Below are 17,737 nucleotides of genomic sequence, written 5' to 3'. Positions count from 1 at the left end.
GAGGCCGTCCACCGGTAGGCCGGTAGTCGGACTCTGGTAGTTGGTGTCCGGTGGCCGGTATCAGCCCGGCGTGTCCGGGTGGCGTGCGGATAGCCGTATCGGCTCATTGTCGCGGTGTGGTGGCGGCCCTACCGTGGGCTGGCGTCCAACGCAGGACGCCACGAGCGGTGGAGGTCTCGCGGTGACGTGGAGTCGGGTCGTGGGCGCGATGGCGTTCGTCGGTGCGTCACTGCTGGGCGCATCGCTGGTGGTGTCGCCGGGGTCCGCCGGCGCGGTGGACACCCGGCAGACGGCGGCGGTGTCGCTGGGCGACAGCGCCATGTCGGGCGAGGGCGCGGGCTCCTACGAGCCGGGCACCGAGGGCGAGAACGGCAACTGGTGCCACCGCTCCACGCAGTCGATGATCCACAAGACCCAGCTCGCCGAGCGCACGTTCAACCTGGCGTGCTCGGGCGCGGACTCGGCGAACGTGTCGCTGGCCGACACCACCCACTACACCGAGGGCTCGCAGGCGCGGCGGCTGATCGGGATCGCCCGGCAGTACCGGGTCACCACCGTGCTGGTGCAGGTCGGGGCCAACGACGACCCGCGGTTCGCCGACACGATGGTCGACTGCGTGGCCGCGTGGGTGAACCCGTTCGGTCCGAGCTGCCGGTCGAAGCTGGCGGCGGAGTGGCCCGGCCGGCTGGCCGCGATGGCGCCCAAGGTGGAACAGGCGGTGCGGGACGTGCGGTCGGCGATGTCCCAGGCCGGCTATGGGGATTCGGCGTATTCGCTGGTGTTGACGTCCTATGCGTCACCTGTGACGGAGAAGATGGACAAGCTGTTGCACGGTCCGCAGGGCTGCCCGTTGCGGCTGGCCGACGCGGGCTACGGGCGGACGGTGGCGGTGCCGCAGCTGTCCGAGGCGTTGCGCGGGGCGGCGACCAGGACCGGTGCGAAGTTCCTGGACTTCTCTCGTGCCACGGAGAACCGCGAGGCTTGCAGCAAGGGCGCCAGTTCGGCTGGTGAGTGGCAGCGCAGGCTGACCGTGGATCCGTACGCGTTGGTCAACGGTGGGTTGGATGCGATCGGCATTCACCTGGCGCAGCAGTCATTCCATCCCAATGCCGCGGCGCACGCGCAGTTGGGGCGGTGCGTGACGGAGTTCGTCAACGGTGGTGCGGGGTCCGGGCGGTGCTTGGAGGGGACGGACGGCAACCTGCACGCGGTCGCTTGAGGGTCGGGGACGTCGGGGACCGTGATGGGTGTTGGTCGTGCGGTCCTCGACGACGTGGAACCCAAGGCGACAACGTCGAACCCTAAGGCTTCCTCAAATCCTGCCCTAAGGCTTCCTCAAATCCTTCGACGGGTGTGACCTGCGTCCCTAGCCTTGGTTCATGAGGCTGCTGCTCTGGACCGTCCTGGTCTGCGCGTGCGCGGTCCAAGGCGATGATGTGCTGGTTCTGCTGTCGGGCGCGCTGTTGATCGGGTGCGCCGCTGACTGCTCGTTCACGCGTCGGGGGCGTGTGCGGGTTGATACGCGTTGGATTGGTTGACGTGTGTAAGGGGTGGGAGGGCGTGTGGGGGAGGGGTGAGGTGAGGGGCCATGGGTGAAGGGCGTCCTCGCCGGACAGGCGGGCCGCCAAGGATCTCCACAAGAGCCCTGCAAAGCTCTTCGAGCTGACGCGCGGACACGCAGGGGCAGGAGTATGCGGGACGCAGCCGGTGAGGCTGTCTTCGGTGACGAGTCGCGAGACTGTGCCCTGGTGTGGAACAGGGTCGGGGAGTCCCGTGGACGGACTCCCCGACCCTCGCGAGCGTCAGGCGGGACTGGGGGACCTCGCCTGACGCGCAGTCTGGACCGGACCGGCGTCGACTTGACGACCGCCCACCAAGGAGGCACGTCGTCGGTCCATTCCGCGGAATGGCCGAGTCGGCGCGGTACGGAATTCCGGTGGTGGGCGGTGTGGATCCGATGTGGAAAAGTGCGAATCCCCAGCCCCCGTCCCCCGGAGTTGAACCGCGTTCACCCCAAGACCGCGGTTCGTGCAGGACGGTATTCGGAGTGCCCGGATCCCCGGAAGGGGCTGAACGGGTGATGATGCGAAACGCGCTGCTACCGACGGCGGGCCATACCGCATTGTGTCGGAAGTCGTGCCGGACTTGACGCAATCGGCCATTGCGCAGCCGTGCGACTCCGGAATATTCCATGCGGTGCGGCGAGAGCGGTCGGTGTCCGCTCGGGGTGTGGAGGGCTTCCGGGCAACGGCGGGAATGTGAGGAAGTTATTGTTCGTCGCCTGTTGTTTTGTGCGGGTGATTCGGTGCATTCCGGGGCGGGCGGCACCGCCCGGCGTGGTGTTCGGGGAGCGTGCGCTCCTCGGCCGGGTGCACGGCGGTGCGTCGCCGGTGCCCCGGCGACGTCCGACCGGTCAGGACCTGGCCAGCGCGGGCACGATCTGCTCCAACGCCCCCAGGTGGGCGGCCCGGATCTTCGCGTACTCCGGGTCCGAGGCGTTCGTCATCGCGCTGGTGACGGTGATGTTCAGCGGCTCGGCGAGTTCCGGCAGGTTCACCAGGGTGCGACCCCGCGCGTTGGCCACCCGCGAGTAGTGCCCGGCCACCGACCGCTGCTCGTGCGGCGGGTAGGAGCCCTTGAGGTCGTCGAACGCGCTGGACCCGTCCTTGCCCCGGTCCGGGGACACCGCGATCTCCACCGACTCCACGTGCGGCTGGTTGCGGCCGGTCGGTGGGAAGGTCCACTTGCCGAACGCGCGCAGGGTGCGGCCGTCGGCCGGTTCGCCGGTGCAGCGGGCGTCGTCCACCGGCAGGCCGTCGGCGCGCATCCACGCGGTCAGGTCGCCGGGGTTGTCGCACAGGTTGATGCGCAGCGGTTCGGTCGTGTTCGTGGTCGAGCCGACCGGACTCGCCGGGGCGGCCTGCTGCGCGCAACCCCCGAGCGCGACCCCGACGACCAGGACGGCGGCGACTACCGCTCCACGTGATCTCACCATGTCCGTCTACATCGCCGGACGGACGCCGGACGTGACACTGAATGGATCACGTCCGGCGCCGAACGGACTACCGCCTGCCCGCTACCTCGTGCGGAACAGCTTGACCTTCATGGACGTGCCGGACTGCGACAGCACCCGCAGACCCACGCCCGCACCGGGTGTCTTGACGCCCGCGGTGGGCGTCTCCGGGAACCAGAACTGCCTGGTGTCGTCGAACACCGGCTTCGCCGGCTGACCGCGCACGTAGGACGCCTTGCCGTTGATGTGCAGGGTGAACGAGTCCGACTTCTGCAACCCGAACGGCGCGTCGTAGCCGCTGACGGTCGGCGCCCACGCCCCGCCCTCCAGGTTGTAGATCGGCGCGGGGTTCGCGTCGATCGGCAGGATCAGGCCCTCGCCGGGGTGCTCGCTGGTGTTGTTGTCCAGGTAGCTGGTGTCCCACAGCGACACGAGCAGGCCGTCCTGGTACGGGAAGTGCTCCACCCACTTCGGCTTGTTCGGGAAGCTGTACCGGTAGGGGCCGGTGCGGTTGTACTTGCCGTACGACTCGTAGGTGCGGTTCGACGCGATGTAGAACTGGTCGAACGACTTGGTCTCGGTGCCGGCCGTGCTGCGGAAGCCCTTGAGCGCCCAACCGGTGCCGGTCTCCGCGCCGTCCTCCAGTACCGGCGCGCCGTCCGCGGTCACCGTGATCGCGTCCGCGAAGAAGCCCTGCAGGGCCAGGCCACCGTCGGTGCGGTAGGCGAACCGGAGCTTGGTGTTCTTGCCCGCGTACGCGCCCAGCGGCACCTTGATGTCCACCCAGCGGTTCCCCGACGTGCCGCTGATCGCGGGCGCGTTGCCGGAGTCGCGGAGGAACGGTCGCCCGTCCACCGTGCCGTCCAGCTGGGTCCAGCTGCCGTCGGCGTTGGCGGCCTCGACGTAGAGGTAGTCGAAGTCCTCCTCGATGTCGAAGCGCGCCTTGAGGGTCAGCTCGGCGGTCGACTTCCCGGTCAGGTCCAGCGGCCGGGTCATCGAGTTGTCCAGGTCGTTGCCCTTGTCGCTCCACCACATCTTCGAGCCCGCGAACGGGTCGCCGTAGTCGAACGTCTTGGCCACGTCGGGCAGCACGACCACCAGGCCCTGCGCCTTGGCGGTGTTGTACTCGTGCGGCCCGAGCTCGAACGTGCGCTCCTGGCCCGCGACCGCCACCTCGTAGTCCAGCCAGCCCAGCTGGAGCTTGTCCCACGCGGACAGCTCGTTGGCCCGGGTGCCCGGAGGCTCGCCCGGCTCCCCGACCCGCGTCTGACCCATCAGCGACCACCAGTTGACGCTGTTCGTGCCGCCGCCGCTGACGTCGTAGTGGTCGGGCAGGCCCAGGTCGTGGCCGTACTCGTGGGCGAACACGCTGACGCCGCCGTTCTCCGGCTGCATCGTGTAGTCGCCGACCCACAGGCCGGTGTCACCGATCGGCGCGCCGCCCAGCTTGTTGGTGCCCGGACCGGTGTTGTAGTTCTTGAACGCGTAGCCCCGGTGGCTCCAGATGGCGTCCTCGCCCTGCCAGGGGTCGCGGTCGGCCTGGTCGCCGCCCGCGTGCACGATCTGGAAGTGGTCGAGGTAGCCGTCCGACTCGTTGAACTCGCCGTCGCCGTCGTAGTCGTAGCGGTCCCACTCGTCGAACGTGGCCAGCTCCTGCCGGATCTGCTCCGTGGTGCGACCGGCGGCCTGCTGGTCGGCGACCCACTGGGTGACCGCGTCCCGGACCAGCTCGTAGCTGTTGTTGCACAGGTTGGAACCGCACGGGTAGCCGTCGGAACGGCCGTAGCGGGCCTCGTTGTAGCGGACCTTGACCCAGTTGGTCACCGTGCCGGTGACGCTGTAGCGGCCGGAGGACTGCTTGTCGTAGTAGTTGGCGACCGAGTTCGCACCGGGCGAGGTGGCGAAGTACAGGTCCTGGAAGTACTGGCGGCTGAAGTCGGGCTGCCAGATCGTGGTGTTGTCCACCGCCCGGTCGGGCTGCGGGATCTGGTTGTGCGCCGGGCCGTCGAACCGCTGCGGGCCCGGGATGCCCGGCGCGGTGTCCTGGTCGGGGTACTGCGGGTGGCGCTCGTCGCCGAACTCGGCGAGCACCACGAAGATCTTGTCGACCTTCTCCCGTTCCAGCTCCACGTACTGGTCGACCTTGGCCTGCTGCCCGGCCTTGTCCTTGCGGCCGACCTTGACCACCGTGCTGGCGCCGCGCTTCTCCGTGGTCGCCTCGCCGGTCAGCACCTTGGCCAGCGCTTCCTGCCGCAACGCCCGCCGCTTGTCCTCCAGCGGGTGCGGCAGCTCGTCGGTCTGCTGCCGCACGGTGTCGGTGGTGGCCTCCGGGGCCGCCACCGCGACCGCGGGCACGGTCGTGACGCCCGCGGTGATCAGCGCGAACGCTGCCGCACCGATTAAGAGTCTTCGCACGAGATCCCCTAGCTGGTAGGTGAAAGAGGTTCGTGCGGGGACGTTACGTAGCCGTTCGCCCGCGCGGCACAGCCGGAAGTCGCGAGCGGAACGGAGCAACGGCGTTGGAGCAGGCGGCGGGAAGGGACAGTTCGCACGCGGGCACCGTGGCGATCGGCAGGGAACCGCACAGGCCCGGCGATCACCATCGGCCCGAAGCTGCCTCCCGATCCGCGTTTGCGGCGTCTACGATGCTGTGGTGCCGAATCTGCGGATAAGTGAGGCCGCCGCGCTGCTCGGCGTCAGCGACGACACGGTGCGGCGGTGGATCGACCAGGGGCGGTTGCCCGCCGTCCAGCTGGACAGCGGGCGCAAAGGGGTCGACGGGCGGGACCTGGCGGAGTTCGCCAAACGCCTCGCCGACAGCGCCGAACCCGGGACGACGGTCGCCGCGTCCGCCCGCAACCGGATGAGGGGCATCGTCACGCGCGTGGTCAAGGACGTGGTGATGGCGCAGGTCGAGATGCAGGCCGGGCCGTTCCGGATCGTGTCGCTGATGAGTCGGGAAGCCGCCGACGAACTCGGCCTGGAGGTGGGCAGCGTGGCGGTCGCCTCCATCAAGTCCACGCACGTCGTCGTCGAGATCCCGGAGGGCTGAGGGGTGTTCCGCACCGCGCTCGCGCTGGCCGCCGCACTGTCCCTGGTCGGGTGCGGCTCCACGCAGCAGGCCTCGGGCGTCACGGGCGACGTCACGGTGTTCGCCGCCGCGTCGCTCACCGGGACGTTCACCGAGCTGGGCAGGAGGTTCGAGGCCGCCCACCCCGGCGTGCGGGTGAGGTTGAACTTCGCGGGCAGCTCCGCGCTGGCCCAGCAGATCAACCAGGGCGCGCCGGTCGACGTGTTCGCCTCCGCCGCGCCCGCCAACCTGGAGCAGGTCGCCGACGCGGGCGGGATCACCGCCACCCCGGCGGTCTTCGCGCGCAACCGGCTCCGGATCGCGGTGCCGAAGGGCAATCCGGGCAAGGTGGCGGGGCTCGTCGACTTCGGCCGGGCGGACGCCAAGATCGCGTTGTGCGCGGAACAGGTCCCGTGCGGTGCGGCGGCGAGGAAGGTGTTCGAGGCGGCCGGGGTGGCACTGCGGGCGGACACGCTGGAGCAGGACGTCAAGGCCGTGCTGACCAAGGTGCGGCTCGGCGAGGTCGACGCCGCCCTGGTGTACCGGACGGACGTGGCAGCCGCCGGGGACGAGGTGGAGGGGATCGCGTTCCCCGAGGCGGACCAGGCGGTCAACGACTACCCGATCGCGCCGCTGGCCAAGGCCCCGAACGCGGCCGGAGCACAGGCCTTCGTGGACTTCGTGCGGTCCGACGAGGGCCGTGCGGTGCTCGCCGAAGCCGGGTTCGACAGCCCGTGAGGCGGCGTCGGACGCGGGGGCGGCTGCCCGTCGTGCTGGTGGTGCCCGCCCTGCTGGGGTTGGCGTTCCTGCTGGTCCCGTTGGCGGGCCTGCTGATCCGCGCGCCGTGGGCGACCGTGCCGGACCGGCTGTTCAGCGCGGAGGTGGGGGAGGCGCTGCGGCTCTCGCTGGTGTGCGCGAGCCTGGCGACGGTGGTGTGCCTGGTGCTCGGCATCCCGCTGGCCTGGCTGCTGGCGCGCGGCGACCTGCCGGGGCGGGGGTTCCTGCGGGCGCTGGTGACCGTGCCGCTGGTGCTTCCCCCGGTGGTGGGCGGCGTGGCGTTGCTCCTGGTGCTGGGCAGGCGTGGGCTGATCGGGCAGTATCTCGACGCGTGGTTCGGGGTGTCGCTGCCGTTCACCACGGCCGGTGTGGTCGTGGCGGAGGCGTTCGTCGCGATGCCCTTCCTGGTGATCTCGGTGGAGGGTGCGCTGCGCGCGGCCGACCCCCGCTACGAGGAGGCCGCCGCCACGCTGGGCGCGTCGCGCTGGCTGACGTTCCGCCGGGTCACGCTGCCGTCCGTGATGCCCGGTGTGGTCGCGGGCGCGGTGCTGTGCTGGGCGCGTGCGCTGGGGGAGTTCGGCGCGACCATCACGTTCGCGGGCAACTTCCCCGGCGAGACGACGACCATGCCGCTGGCCGTGTACCTGGCCCTGGAGACCGAGCCGGACGCGGCGATCGTGCTCAGCATCGTGCTGCTGCTGGTGTCGGTGGGCGTGCTGGCGGGCCTGCGGGACCGGTGGATCGGCGGGCCGACGTGACCGTGCACGCCGAACTCCGGGTCACCCGCGACCGGTTCCGGCTGGAACTCGACCTGAACGTCGCGCCCGGCGAAGTGGTCGCGCTGCTCGGCCCGAACGGCGCGGGCAAGACCACCGCGCTGCGCGCGCTCGCCGGACTCCTGCCGCTGTCCGCCGGGCACATCCGGCTGGACGACCAGCCGTGGGACGAGCCGCCGAAGGTCTTCGTGCCCGCCGAACGCCGCCCGATCGGCGTGGTGTTCCAGGACTACCTGCTGTTCGGGCACCTGACCGCGCTGGAGAACGTCGCGTTCGGCCTGCGCGCCCGGGGTGCGCACCGCGGCACCGCCCGTGCGCTCGCCGGCGACTGGCTCGACCGCGTCGGCCTGGCCGACCACGCCCACACCAAGCCCCGCGAGCTGTCCGGCGGCCAGGCGCAACGCGTGGCGCTCGCCCGCGCGCTGGCCACCGGCCCGCGCCTCCTGCTGCTCGACGAGCCGCTGGCCGCGCTGGACGCGAGCACCCGGCTGACCGTGCGCGCCGAACTGGGCCGGCACCTGGCCGACTTCCCCGGCCACACCGTCCTGGTGACGCACGACCCGTTGGACGCCATGGTGCTGGCCGACCGGCTGGTCATCGTGGAGCACGGCCGCGCGGTGCAGCACGGACCGCCCGCCGAGGTGGCCCGACACCCGCGCACCGACTACGTGGCCGACCTGGTCGGCCTCAACCTGTACCGGGGCACCGCCGCCGGGACCGCGGTCACCCTGGCCGACGGCGGCGTGCTCACCGTCGCCGAGCCCGCCTCCGGTACCGTGCACGTCGCGTTCCCGCCCAGCGCCGTCAGCCTCCACCCCGAGCCGCCGTCCGGCAGCCCCCGCAACACCTGGCAGGTCATCGTGACGGATATCGAGCAGCACGCCCACACCACCCGGGTCCGGCTCGACGGCACACCACCCGTGCTGGCCGACATCACCACGGCGACCTTGGCGGACCTGAGGGTCGGGCCCGGTGACGCGCTGTGGGCCGCGCTCAAGGCCACCGAGATCCGGACGTACCCCGCGTGAGCACCGCGCTGGTCGTCGCCCACGAGATTTTCGGGCCGGACAAGCACATCCAGCGGATGGCGGAGGCCGTGCGCCATCCGGAGTGGACGGTCTCCACGCCGAACTTCCTGCCGGGCAACGAGGTCTTCCCGTTGGAGCAGGAGGAGCGGGCCTACCGGAGGTTCACCGGGGAGCTCGGCGTGGTGGCCATGGCCGAGGCGCTGGCCGAGCACGCCGCCGGCCTCCGCACCGACCACCACCGCGTGCTGTGCCTGGGCTTCAGCGTCGGTGCGACCGCCGCGTGGCTGGCCGCCGCCGCGTTCGACTCGATCGTCTGCGTCTACGGCTCGCGCATCCGGGACTACACCGGGCACCGGCCGAGGTGCCCGTGCCTGCTGGTGTTCGCCGAGCAGGAGCCCGGCTCCACCCCCGGCGAGGTCGTCGGCGGGCTGGCCGGCCCGACCGTCGCGGTCGAGCTGTACGAGGCCCGGCACGGGTTCTGCAACGAGGACAGCCCGCACCACCACGCGGTGCACAGCGCTTCGGTGGTGCGCAGCGCGCGCAGGTTCTTCCACTCCGGTTGACGGCTATCACGCATTGTGCTGCCTGATACACTCTGCGCTTGTGTGGGTGATCTTCGACTTCTCGGACGGCGCGGTCCGACGCGTCGTGGCGGAGTGTCGGCCGGTGGCGGATCAATAGCCCCCGTCCCGCGCTCCGAGGAGATCCCCGGTGTCCGTGCTGCTCTACAACACGCTGAGCAAGAGCCTCGAACCGTTCCGCCCGATGACCTCCGGAGTCGTCCGGATGTTCGTGTGCGGCCCCACGGTCTACGACCTGAGCCACATCGGCCACGCGAAGACCTACACCCAGTTCGACTTCATCGCGCGGTTCTTCCGCAAAAGCGGTTACCACGTCACGTACGCGCAGAACATCACCGACGTGGACGACAAGATCATCAGCCGTGCCCGGGAGCTGGGCGTCGAGCCGCGCGAACTGTCCGCGCGGTACGAGGCCCGCTACCTGGAGGACATGGCCGCGCTGCACAACACGTCGGTCGACACCTATGAGCGCGCCCACGACCACATCGACGACATCGTCGCCCAGGTGCAGGCACTCGTCGACCGGGGGCACGCCTACCGGTTGGACGACGGCTGGTACTTCGACCTGTCCACGTTCCCGGACTACGGGAAGCTGTCCGGCCGGACCCACGTGGAAGCCGAGGACTCGGTCGCCCGGATCGACGAGAACGCGCGGAAGCGCAATCCCGGCGACTTCGCGCTGTGGAAGGCGCGCAAACCCGGTGAGCCTTACTGGGACACGCCGCTCGGCCCCGGCCGGCCCGGCTGGCACATCGAGGACACCGCCATCACCGAGGCCATCTTCGGCCCGCAGTACGACCTGCACGGCGGCGCGGTCGACCTGATCTTCCCGCACCACGAGGCGGAGATCGCGCAGCAGGAGGCGGCGTCCGGGAAGGTGCCGCTGGTGCGGCACTGGCTGCACACCGGACTGCTCCGGGTGGACGGCGCGAAGATGGCCAAGAGCTCCGGCAACTTCCTCACCATCCGGCAGGCCCTGGACCTGGCCGACTTCCGCACCCTGCGCTACGCGTTCCTCAGCCAGCACTACCGCTCGTCCATGGAGTTCAACGACGTCACGCTGGCCAACGCGCGCGCCGCCCGCCGGCGGGTGGAGAACTTCGCCCGCCTGGTCGACCCGGCGCACACCGACAGCGCCGCCGCGCTCGCCCTCGTCGAGCGGACCCGCGACCGGTTCTTCACGCACCTGCGCCACGACCTGGACACGCCCGGCGCGGTCGCCGCGCTGTTCGACTACATCCGCGAGCAGAACCGCCAGGACGAACCGCCCGGCCCGGCCGCGCGGGCGCTGCTGCGCGAGGTGGACGAGCTGTTCGACGCGTTCGACCTGGAGCAGCCCGCCGGCGACGACGCCCGCATCGAGGCGGAGCTGACCCGGCGGCGAGAGCTGCGGGCGGCGCGGCGGTTCGCCGAGGCCGACGAGATCCGGGACAGCCTGCGCGGCCGGGGCATCCTGATCGAGGACACCCCGGAGACCACCCGCTGGTGGCACGAGAAGGTGTGATCGATTACGGCCGACGTCGTGGTGAATTCGTCGACCCGGGGTGTTTTCACCGGTTCGGGGAAGGCGTGCCCGTTTCCGCCGGGGAATCGGTGCAAGATCATTGTGCTAGCGTCGGGAGAGTACGGACAAAACGGCCGCCGACTATTCGGAAAGGCATGAGGTGTGAAGCGTCTCCTCCCCCTGCTCGGTGCCACCGTGGCTCTCGTGGCCACCACCGGCACCGCGATCGCGCTCAGCCCGAACGCTCCCGACAGCCCTGACGGGCACGGTCACGGTCACGGCGGTGTCGTGGTGACCAGCGGGCGGTTCGCGCCGCCCGAGACGGCCACCAACGCGTTCACCTACGACACCGCCCTCATCGCGCCCGGCTCGAAGGTCATGGTGGTGGCGACGCCGAAGTGGCGTTCCACCAAGGTGCAGCTCAGCGTGTACGGGCTGGTGCCCAACCGGACGTACGGCTCGCACGCCCACCAGAAGCCGTGCGGGCAGCTGCCCGCCGACTCCGGCGCGCACCACCAGCACGTGGTGGACCCGAAGCAGCCTTCGGTCGACCCGCAGTACGCCAACCCGAAGAACGAGATCTGGCTCGACTTCACCACCGACGAGCGCGGGCGCGCCACCGTGACGACGGTCGTGCCGTGGCGGTTCGAGGACCGCCGCGCCGGTTCGGTCGTGATCCACGCCGAGAAGACCGCCACCGAGCCCGGCAAGGCGGGCACCGCCGGTCCGCGGCTGGGCTGCGCGACGGTCAAGTTCTAGGCTTCACCCACTTCCCGCGGTGGGCGGGAACCGCCCGCCCACCGCGTCGGAAATCGGATTCTTTTTCACACTCACCTCCACTTCGGTCAAGACGGCTCATGACGGATGTCGGGTCGCGGGTCGTGACGAGTGGAATCCCCGCAGGCCCCGCCGCGGACGCGCCATTCCCGTGACGCGCGCGACAGCTGTCCACGCCGGCGCCGCCGAGCACAGCGGACGGCCGGGAACCGCACGTAAGCTGGGGCAATGCGTACACGGCCGACGCTGAGCTGGACCGCCACCGGTGCGCCGCTGCCCCGTACGACGAGCCTGGACGAGGTCGTGCGGGTGGTCGCCGAACGGGACGCCGTGGTGCTCAGCGGCGCGGGTCTGTCCACCGAGTCGGGCATCCCGGACTACCGGGGCGAGGCGGGCAGCCTGCGCCGGCACACCCCGATGACCTACGACGAGTTCACCGGCAGCCCGGCGGGTCGCCGCCGCTACTGGGCGCGCAGCCACCTGGGCTGGCGCACCATCGCCCGCGCCGACCCCAACGCCGGTCACCACGCCGTGGCCGCGCTGCGCGCCGCGGGCTTCCTGTCCGGCGTGATCACCCAGAACGTGGACGGCCTGCACCACGCGGCGGGCACGACCGACGCCGTGGAGCTGCACGGCAACCTGGACCGCGTCATCTGCCTGGGCTGCCGCCGGCTGAGCCCGCGCGAGGAGTTGGACCGCAGGCTGCGCGCGGCGAACCCGGACTTCACGGCGACCATCGCGCGGATCAACCCGGACGGCGACGCGGACCTCGCCGACGAGGACGTGCGCGGCTTCCAGGTCGTGCCCTGCACCGACTGCGGGGGCGTGCTGAAGCCGGACGTGGTCTTCTTCGGCGAGAACGTGCCGCGCCCGCGCGTGGAGGAGTGCTTCCGCCTGGTCGACGAAGCCCGGTCGATGCTGGTCCTGGGTTCGTCGCTGACCGTGATGTCGGGCCTGCGGTTCGTCCGGCACGCGGCGAAGGCGGGCAAGCCGGTGGTGATCGTGAACCAGGGCGAGACCAGGGGCGATGCGCACGCGACGGCACGCGTCGAACTGCCGTTGGGACAGGCGCTCACCGACGTGTGCGGGATCCTGCGAGCCACTTTCCGTGACGGGGCGGGGTTTCGGCCGAGGTCACCGGAACCGTCGGCGAACGCCGGGACGTGATCGCGGCAGTTGCTCCACAGTGGACTCGTGCGTCGGTCTGGTGGCGCTTCGGGACATCACCGGCCGCACGACTCCGGACGTGGGTTGCCGTAGTGAGTTCACCCTGATGTCGCAGCATGTGTTTGCGGTGTAACGGGTATTTAACCGGCACACCGTCAACGGCCCCGTCCTCCCCGGCAGGGCCCCTTCTCCCGCAAGGAGGTCGTGATGGCACATGTCCGGAACTTGATCGACATCCGCAGCGGCGACGAATTCGACCAGCCCGTCCCGTTCGGTCTGGTGTACCCGATGCGCACCGCGGACGGCGACGCGCCGCCCAGCCAGCGCGGCCGCACCTGGGAGCACCTCGCCGCGTCCGGTCGCGAACTGGTACCGCAGCGGTAGTTCACCGTCCGCGCACCAGCGGCAGGTAGACCTCGTCGACGATCTCGACCAGCACGCGGTCGGGCACGTTCGGCCTGCCACTGGTGAGGAACTCGTTGCGCAGCAACGCGACGGCGACCGTGGCCACCCGCGGGTGCAGCGCCTCCGGCCGCGCTTCACCCCGCGCCACGGCCCGTCCCAGCACGGTCAGCCACATCGCACTGCCCGCATCGCCCGCCTCGTCCCGGATCTGCGCCAGCAGGTCCGGGACGCCGATGCCGCCCATCAGCTCGCGCAGGATCGCGCCGTGCGGTGACGCCCAGTACCGGTTGGCGCGCCGCAGCAGTTCCAGGACGTCGGCGCGCAGCTCCCCGGTGTCGGGCAGCGCCGTTTCGCGGCCCACCACGTGCTTGTACGCGGCGATGCCCAGCGCGGCCCGGTTGGGCCAGCGGCGGTAGATGGCGTTCTTGTTGGTGCCGGCCCGCTTCGCCACCCGGTCCATGGTCAGGCCCGCGTACCCGGACTCGGTGAGTTCCGCGACGGCTGCGTCCAGGATCGCGCCCTCCAGCGCGGCGCCGCGCCGACGGGTCTCGGACATCTCCACCTCCTGGTACCGGCCGTACCCTAACAGTCGCGCACTGGACCGTGCTAACTTCGCCGTTAGGGTACTCCAAGTACCGTAAACGGAGGGTTTGGACATGCGCGGCAAGGGCATCAACTACGACACCGGCTACATCAACGAGTTCGGGGTGACCACCCACGAGCCGTGGGATCCGGGAACCGTGGCACGCGATCTGCGGGTGATCCGCGACGAACTGCACTGCACGGCGGTCCGGGTGACCGGAGGAGACCCGGACCGGCTGGAGACCGCCGCACGGCTCGCCGCGGACCTCGGTCTGGAGGTGTGGTTCTCGCCGTTCACGGGCGAGCTGACCACCACGGAACTGTTGGCGTTCCTCGCCGATTGCGCGGAACGTGCCGAAGGGCTGCGGCTCGCCGGGGCGGACGTCGTGCTGGTCACCGGGGCCGAGCTGAGCCTGTTCACGGTCGGCTTCCTGCCGGGCCGCAACGGCTTCGAGCGAACCGCCGTGCTGCTCGACACGCCACGCGAGCGGCTGGGGGCGTTGCTGGCGCAGGTTCCCGCGCGGATCAACGACTTCCTGGCCGACGCGGTGGAGGTGGTGCGCGAGCGGTTCGGCGGCAAGATCGCGTACGCGTCCGTTCCGTTCGAGGGCGTGGACTGGACGCCGTTCGACTTCGTGGCGGTGGACGCCTATCGGGCGGCCGAGATCGCCGACCGCTACCCGGCGATGGTCCGTGGCCTCGTGGCGTCGGGGAAACCGGTCGCGATCACGGAGTTCGGCGCGGCCACGTACCGGGGCGCGGCGGACCGGGGCGCGCGCAGCGCGATGATGGTCGAGTACGAGAACGGCCACCCGACCCGGCTGGACGGCGAGTACGTGCGGGACGAGCAGGAGCAGGCCGGATACCTGCGTGAGCTGCTGGACATCTTCGAAGCCGAGGGTGTGGACACGGCGTTCGCCTTCACGTACGCCAACTTCCACCTGCGCGACCAGTTCGACGTCGCGAGCTACGGCCTGGTGAAGGTCTCCGGTGGCGGGACGCGGGAGCGCAAGGCGGCGTTCACGGTGCTGGCGGAGCACTACCGGTGAGGTTGTACTCCTTGACGGCGGCCAGGTACTCGGAGATCGCGTCCCGGTTGCGGGTGAGGAAGCGGACCCGTTCGGTCATCCGGTCGCGCTCCTCCTCCAGGGTGGCGATCATCTCCGGGGTCGCGTCGGGGAAGTAGATGACCCTGGGCTTGTCCAGGCACGGCAGGATCTGCTTGATGAGCCGGGTGGGCAGACCGGCGTCGAGCAGGCCCCGGATCTGCAACACCCGGTCCACCAGGTTCCCGGCGTAGTCGCGGTAACCGTTGGCGCAGCGGGTGGAGACGATCAGGCCGCGCTCCTCGTAGTAGCGCAGCAGCCGGCGGGACGTGTCCGTCCGCGCGGAGAGCTCTCCGATCCGCATGTGCGCCACCTCACGGCCGTCGGGTTGGACCTTCACACCTGTGTGAGGGTTCGAGCATACTTCGCATGGCTTCGCGTACCGATATCCCGCCCGCGCCGACCCGACTGCCGTTGGGCGCGCTGCTCGCGCTCACCACGGCCGCGTTCATCACCGTCCTGACCGAGGCGCTGCCGGCCGGCGTGCTGCCCGCGATGAGCGCCGGTCTCGGCGTGAGCGAGTCGGCGACCGGCCAGTTGGTGACGGTGTACGCCGTCGGCACGGCGGTCTCCGCCATCCCGCTGGTCGCGGCCACCGCCGCGTGGCGGCGCAAACACCTGCTGCTGGTCGGGGTGGCGGGCTTCGCCGCGGCGAACACCGTCACCGCGATCTCGGCGGACTACCCGCTCACCCTGGTGGCGCGATTCGTCGCGGGTGTGGCGGCGGGCGTGGTGTGGGCGCTGCTCGCCGGCTACGCCCGCCGCCTCGCCCCGGCGCACCTGGCGGGCAAGGCGATCGCGATCGTGATGGCGGGTATCCCGGCCGCGCTGTCGTTGGGCATCCCGGCCGGGACGTTCCTCGGCGGTGCTCTCGGGTGGCGGCTCACGTTCTGGGTGATGACCGGGGTCGCCGTGGTGCTCGTCGGCTGGATCGTCGCGGCGGTCCCGGACCAGCCCGGTCAGCGGGCGGGCCGTCCGCGACTCCTGGCGGTGCTCAAGGTGCCCGGTGTGGCGGCCGTGCTGTTCGTGACGCTGGTGTTCGTGCTGGCGCACACCGTCCTCTACACCTACATCGCCGCTTTCCTGGCCGGGATCGGGATGGGCGGGTCGGTGGACCTGGTGCTGCTCGTGTTCGGCGTCGCGTCGATGCTCGGGATCTGGGTCGTCGGCGCGCTGATCGACCGGCGGCTGCGGGCGCTCATGGTGGCGACCGCGGTGCTGGTGGCGCTCGCGGCCGGTGCGTTGGCGGTGTCGACCGACAGCCACCTACTGGTCTACGCGGCCGTGGCGGTGTGGGGGCTGGGGTGGGGTGGCGTGCCGACGCTGCTCCAGACCGCCGTCGCCCACGCGGGCGGCGAGGCGGCCGACACCGCCCAAGCCATGCTGGTCACGTTGTGGAACGCGGCGATGGCGGGCGGTGGGATGGTCGGCGGTGTGCTGCTGGACGCGGTGGGTTCGACATCGTTCCCGTGGACGGTCCTGGTGTTGCTGGTGCCGGTGTTGATCGTGGTCCCGATGGCCCGCGGGTTCCGGCCGGCGGTGCGTTGAACGCGGGTGGGACCGGTGTGCTGCCGGTCCCACCCACGCGCTCTAGCAGGCCACCGCGACCGGTTCGTTGGAGCCGGTGTCCACGAAACCGTCGCTGATCCACTTGCCGTCCTGGAGCCGGTTCCACAGGTCGGTCCGGCCCCACACGCCCTCCACCGCCTCACCGCGCGCGGTGCACGCGATCGACACCACCGCGCCGTCGGCGACCGTGCCCACGGAGTCGTAGCTCAGGCCGGGGCCGGAACGGAGGTTCACGGTGCTGTTCGGACCGGCGTCCACCGTGCCGGTGGGCAGCGTGGTGCCGCCACCGCCGTAGTTGGTGACCCGGCCGCCGACGTTCACGCGCGCCGAACCGCGCTGCGCGTAACCGCCGTACGCCTGCGAGCCCTCGTAGAACGTCCAGCCACCGATGGTCATGCCGTTGACACTGATGTGGGCGTTGCCGCGCAGCAACGAGAAGTGCACGTGCGCGCCGGTGCTGGAACCACCGCACGGCAGCTCGTTGCCGATGTGCCCGAGGTACGTGCCGGTGCGCACGGCACTGCCGTCGGCCAGCGTCGTCAGGTCGTACATGTGGTAGTACGTGGTGCTGTAACCGTTGTCGTGCACCACCTTCACCAGCGCACTACGACCCACGATGCAGCTCTTGTAGACGCGGCCGTTCCCGGCGGACAGCACGCGCCCGTCGCCGCCGTTGAAGTCGATCGAGCTGAACGGCCGGGCGTTGCCGCTGTTGCCGTGCGGCCCGCCGCCCATCCACCACGCCACGCCCTGCGGCCACGGCAGGCCGAGCCCGGTGTCCGCGAGCGCTCCGGCGCGGTTGTCATGGTGGCTCGCGAACGTCCGCTTCTCGCCCTCGCTGAGAACGGCGGTCGGAGCCTGGGCGGCGAGTTCGGCGAACCCGGCCGTGCCGTCGAGCTCGACCCGCCAGGCGAGCCGGTCGCGACGGGCCAGGAACAGCGCCATCAGCGGCGCGCCGTGCTCCTGGCCGTAGACCATCGGCACGGTCGTGCTGCCGAACACCCACGACCCGGCGGTCCGGGTCGGCTCGAACAGCGGCTCGCGCAGGGACTGCGTGCCCCACTGCCGCTTCAGCGCCTCGCCGTGCTGCTGGAGCACGGTGGCGCGGACGGCGGCGGCGAGATCGGCTTCGGTGGGTCCGGCGGCGGCGGTCGGCGGTGCGATCAGCACCGCGAGACCGGCGGCAGCCGCCGCGAACAGCGCGGCGAACCGCCGCGCGGACTTCGGGTGGAACATGTGCCCTCCAGGGGAAGTCGGCACACGGGCAGGGAGTGGCAGCCGTTGCAGGAGGCCGCCGCGCCGATGACATAACGGCGGTCGGACCGGGTCAAGGTCGCGTCCGGGCAGCGCGGCACGACTGTGGAACGGAACCACAAAACTGT

18 protein-coding genes are annotated in these 17,737 nt (G+C 70.9%); 13 read left to right on the top strand and 5 right to left on the bottom strand.

The features are described from left to right. Window positions 1–181 precede the first annotated feature (181 nt). Complete coding sequence (locus FHS29_RS33185; RefSeq protein WP_184698033.1) at window positions 182–1,219, top strand: GDSL-type esterase/lipase family protein; 1,038 nt, start codon at window positions 182–184, stop codon at window positions 1,217–1,219. A 160-nt stretch (window positions 1,220–1,379) separates the two neighbouring features. Continuing rightward, window positions 1,380–1,538: a hypothetical protein gene (locus tag FHS29_RS33180; protein ID WP_184698030.1), complete on the top strand. Its 159-nt coding sequence runs from the start codon at window positions 1,380–1,382 to the stop codon at window positions 1,536–1,538. 875 nt (window positions 1,539–2,413) lie between these two features. Here FHS29_RS33180 and FHS29_RS33175 read toward each other — a convergent pair. Continuing rightward, window positions 2,414–2,992, bottom strand: a complete 579-nt coding sequence (locus tag FHS29_RS33175; RefSeq protein WP_184698028.1) for a hypothetical protein — start codon at window positions 2,990–2,992, stop codon at window positions 2,414–2,416. 84 nt (window positions 2,993–3,076) lie between these two features. Continuing rightward, the gene (locus FHS29_RS33170; protein WP_184698025.1) at window positions 3,077–5,428 is read right to left on the bottom strand and encodes an immune inhibitor A domain-containing protein; all 2,352 of its coding nucleotides are present in this window, start codon (window positions 5,426–5,428) and stop codon (window positions 3,077–3,079) included. Between the two features lie 238 nt (window positions 5,429–5,666). Between FHS29_RS33170 and FHS29_RS33165 the strand changes: the two genes are divergently transcribed. The 9 genes from FHS29_RS33165 (at window position 5,667) to FHS29_RS33125 (ending at window position 13,077) form a co-directional block, all read left to right on the top strand. Next, window positions 5,667–6,065 (top strand): TOBE domain-containing protein, encoded by a 399-nt coding sequence (locus FHS29_RS33165; RefSeq protein WP_184698021.1) that lies wholly within the window; start codon window positions 5,667–5,669, stop codon window positions 6,063–6,065. 3 nt (window positions 6,066–6,068) lie between these two features. Then, entirely contained in the window at window positions 6,069–6,821 is a 753-nt protein-coding gene (modA, locus tag FHS29_RS33160; protein ID WP_184698018.1) for a molybdate ABC transporter substrate-binding protein, read from the top strand. Continuing rightward, the gene (modB, locus tag FHS29_RS33155) at window positions 6,818–7,618 is read left to right on the top strand and encodes a molybdate ABC transporter permease subunit (RefSeq protein ID WP_184698015.1); all 801 of its coding nucleotides are present in this window, start codon (window positions 6,818–6,820) and stop codon (window positions 7,616–7,618) included. The genes modA and modB overlap by 4 nt, the downstream gene beginning before the upstream one ends. Then, complete coding sequence (locus tag FHS29_RS33150; protein ID WP_184698012.1) at window positions 7,615–8,664, top strand: ABC transporter ATP-binding protein; 1,050 nt, start codon at window positions 7,615–7,617, stop codon at window positions 8,662–8,664. Before modB ends, FHS29_RS33150 begins: the two co-directional genes overlap by 4 nt. Then, window positions 8,661–9,227 carry a dienelactone hydrolase family protein gene (locus FHS29_RS33145; RefSeq protein WP_184698009.1) on the top strand — a complete coding sequence of 189 codons (567 nt, stop codon included), beginning with the start codon at window positions 8,661–8,663 and terminating at the stop codon, window positions 9,225–9,227. The genes FHS29_RS33150 and FHS29_RS33145 overlap by 4 nt, the downstream gene beginning before the upstream one ends. 148 nt (window positions 9,228–9,375) lie before the next feature. Then, window positions 9,376–10,749 (top strand): cysteine--tRNA ligase, encoded by a 1,374-nt coding sequence (gene cysS / locus FHS29_RS33140; RefSeq protein WP_184698006.1) that lies wholly within the window; start codon window positions 9,376–9,378, stop codon window positions 10,747–10,749. Between the two features lie 162 nt (window positions 10,750–10,911). Beyond that, entirely contained in the window at window positions 10,912–11,508 is a 597-nt protein-coding gene (locus FHS29_RS33135; protein WP_184698003.1) for a superoxide dismutase family protein, read from the top strand. Window positions 11,509–11,754: 246 nt separating this feature from the next. Further along, complete coding sequence (locus FHS29_RS33130; protein ID WP_184698000.1) at window positions 11,755–12,693, top strand: NAD-dependent protein deacetylase; 939 nt, start codon at window positions 11,755–11,757, stop codon at window positions 12,691–12,693. Between the two features lie 207 nt (window positions 12,694–12,900). Further along, window positions 12,901–13,077 carry a hypothetical protein gene (locus tag FHS29_RS33125; RefSeq protein ID WP_184697997.1) on the top strand — a complete coding sequence of 59 codons (177 nt, stop codon included), beginning with the start codon at window positions 12,901–12,903 and terminating at the stop codon, window positions 13,075–13,077. Between the two features lies 1 nt (window position 13,078). Here FHS29_RS33125 and FHS29_RS33120 read toward each other — a convergent pair whose 3' ends face one another. Beyond that, the gene (locus FHS29_RS33120) at window positions 13,079–13,660 is read right to left on the bottom strand and encodes a TetR/AcrR family transcriptional regulator (protein WP_312865207.1); all 582 of its coding nucleotides are present in this window, start codon (window positions 13,658–13,660) and stop codon (window positions 13,079–13,081) included. 94 nt (window positions 13,661–13,754) lie between these two features. On the opposite strand from FHS29_RS33120, the gene FHS29_RS33115 reads away from it, so the two are divergent. Next, a complete protein-coding gene (locus FHS29_RS33115) occupies window positions 13,755–14,729 on the top strand; it encodes a glycoside hydrolase family 113 protein (protein ID WP_184697991.1) in 975 nt (324 codons plus the stop codon). On the opposite strand, the gene FHS29_RS33110 is transcribed toward FHS29_RS33115, so the two are convergent. Next, a complete protein-coding gene (locus FHS29_RS33110; RefSeq protein ID WP_184697988.1) occupies window positions 14,701–15,090 on the bottom strand; it encodes a MerR family transcriptional regulator in 390 nt (129 codons plus the stop codon). The two genes, FHS29_RS33115 and FHS29_RS33110, sit on opposite strands and share 29 nt — an antisense overlap. 65 nt (window positions 15,091–15,155) lie before the next feature. Here FHS29_RS33110 and FHS29_RS33105 point away from each other — a divergent pair, with 65 nt between their 5' ends. Next, on the top strand, window positions 15,156–16,334 hold the full coding sequence (locus tag FHS29_RS33105) for an MFS transporter (protein WP_184697983.1): 1,179 nt from the start codon (window positions 15,156–15,158) through the stop codon (window positions 16,332–16,334). A 42-nt stretch (window positions 16,335–16,376) separates the two neighbouring features. Here FHS29_RS33105 and FHS29_RS33100 read toward each other — a convergent pair whose 3' ends face one another. Then, entirely contained in the window at window positions 16,377–17,591 is a 1,215-nt protein-coding gene (locus FHS29_RS33100; RefSeq protein WP_221457058.1) for a M23 family metallopeptidase, read from the bottom strand. Window positions 17,592–17,737: the final 146 nt, after the last annotated feature.

It is taken from the genome of Saccharothrix tamanrassetensis (assembly GCF_014203665.1).
Classification (GTDB): domain Bacteria; phylum Actinomycetota; class Actinomycetes; order Mycobacteriales; family Pseudonocardiaceae; genus Actinosynnema; species Actinosynnema tamanrassetense.
The sequence above is the reverse complement of the archived record's forward strand: the minus strand, read 5'-3'. Positions and strand labels throughout refer to the sequence as shown.

Bases quoted from the DNA above. Each gene is read 5' to 3' on its own strand.
- FHS29_RS33110 (WP_184697988.1), bottom strand. From the start codon at position 15,090: ATGCGGATCGGAGAGCTCTCCGCGCGGACGGACACGTCCCGCCGGCTG.
- FHS29_RS33130 (WP_184698000.1), top strand. From the start codon at position 11,755: ATGCGTACACGGCCGACGCTGAGCTGGACCGCCACCGGTGCGCCGCTG.
- FHS29_RS33125 (WP_184697997.1), top strand. From the start codon at position 12,901: ATGGCACATGTCCGGAACTTGATCGACATCCGCAGCGGCGACGAATTC.
- FHS29_RS33105 (WP_184697983.1), top strand. From the start codon at position 15,156: ATGGCTTCGCGTACCGATATCCCGCCCGCGCCGACCCGACTGCCGTTG.
- FHS29_RS33115 (WP_184697991.1), top strand. From the start codon at position 13,755: ATGCGCGGCAAGGGCATCAACTACGACACCGGCTACATCAACGAGTTC.
- FHS29_RS33100 (WP_221457058.1), bottom strand. From the start codon at position 17,591: ATGTTCCACCCGAAGTCCGCGCGGCGGTTCGCCGCGCTGTTCGCGGCG.
- FHS29_RS33180 (WP_184698030.1), top strand. From the start codon at position 1,380: ATGAGGCTGCTGCTCTGGACCGTCCTGGTCTGCGCGTGCGCGGTCCAA.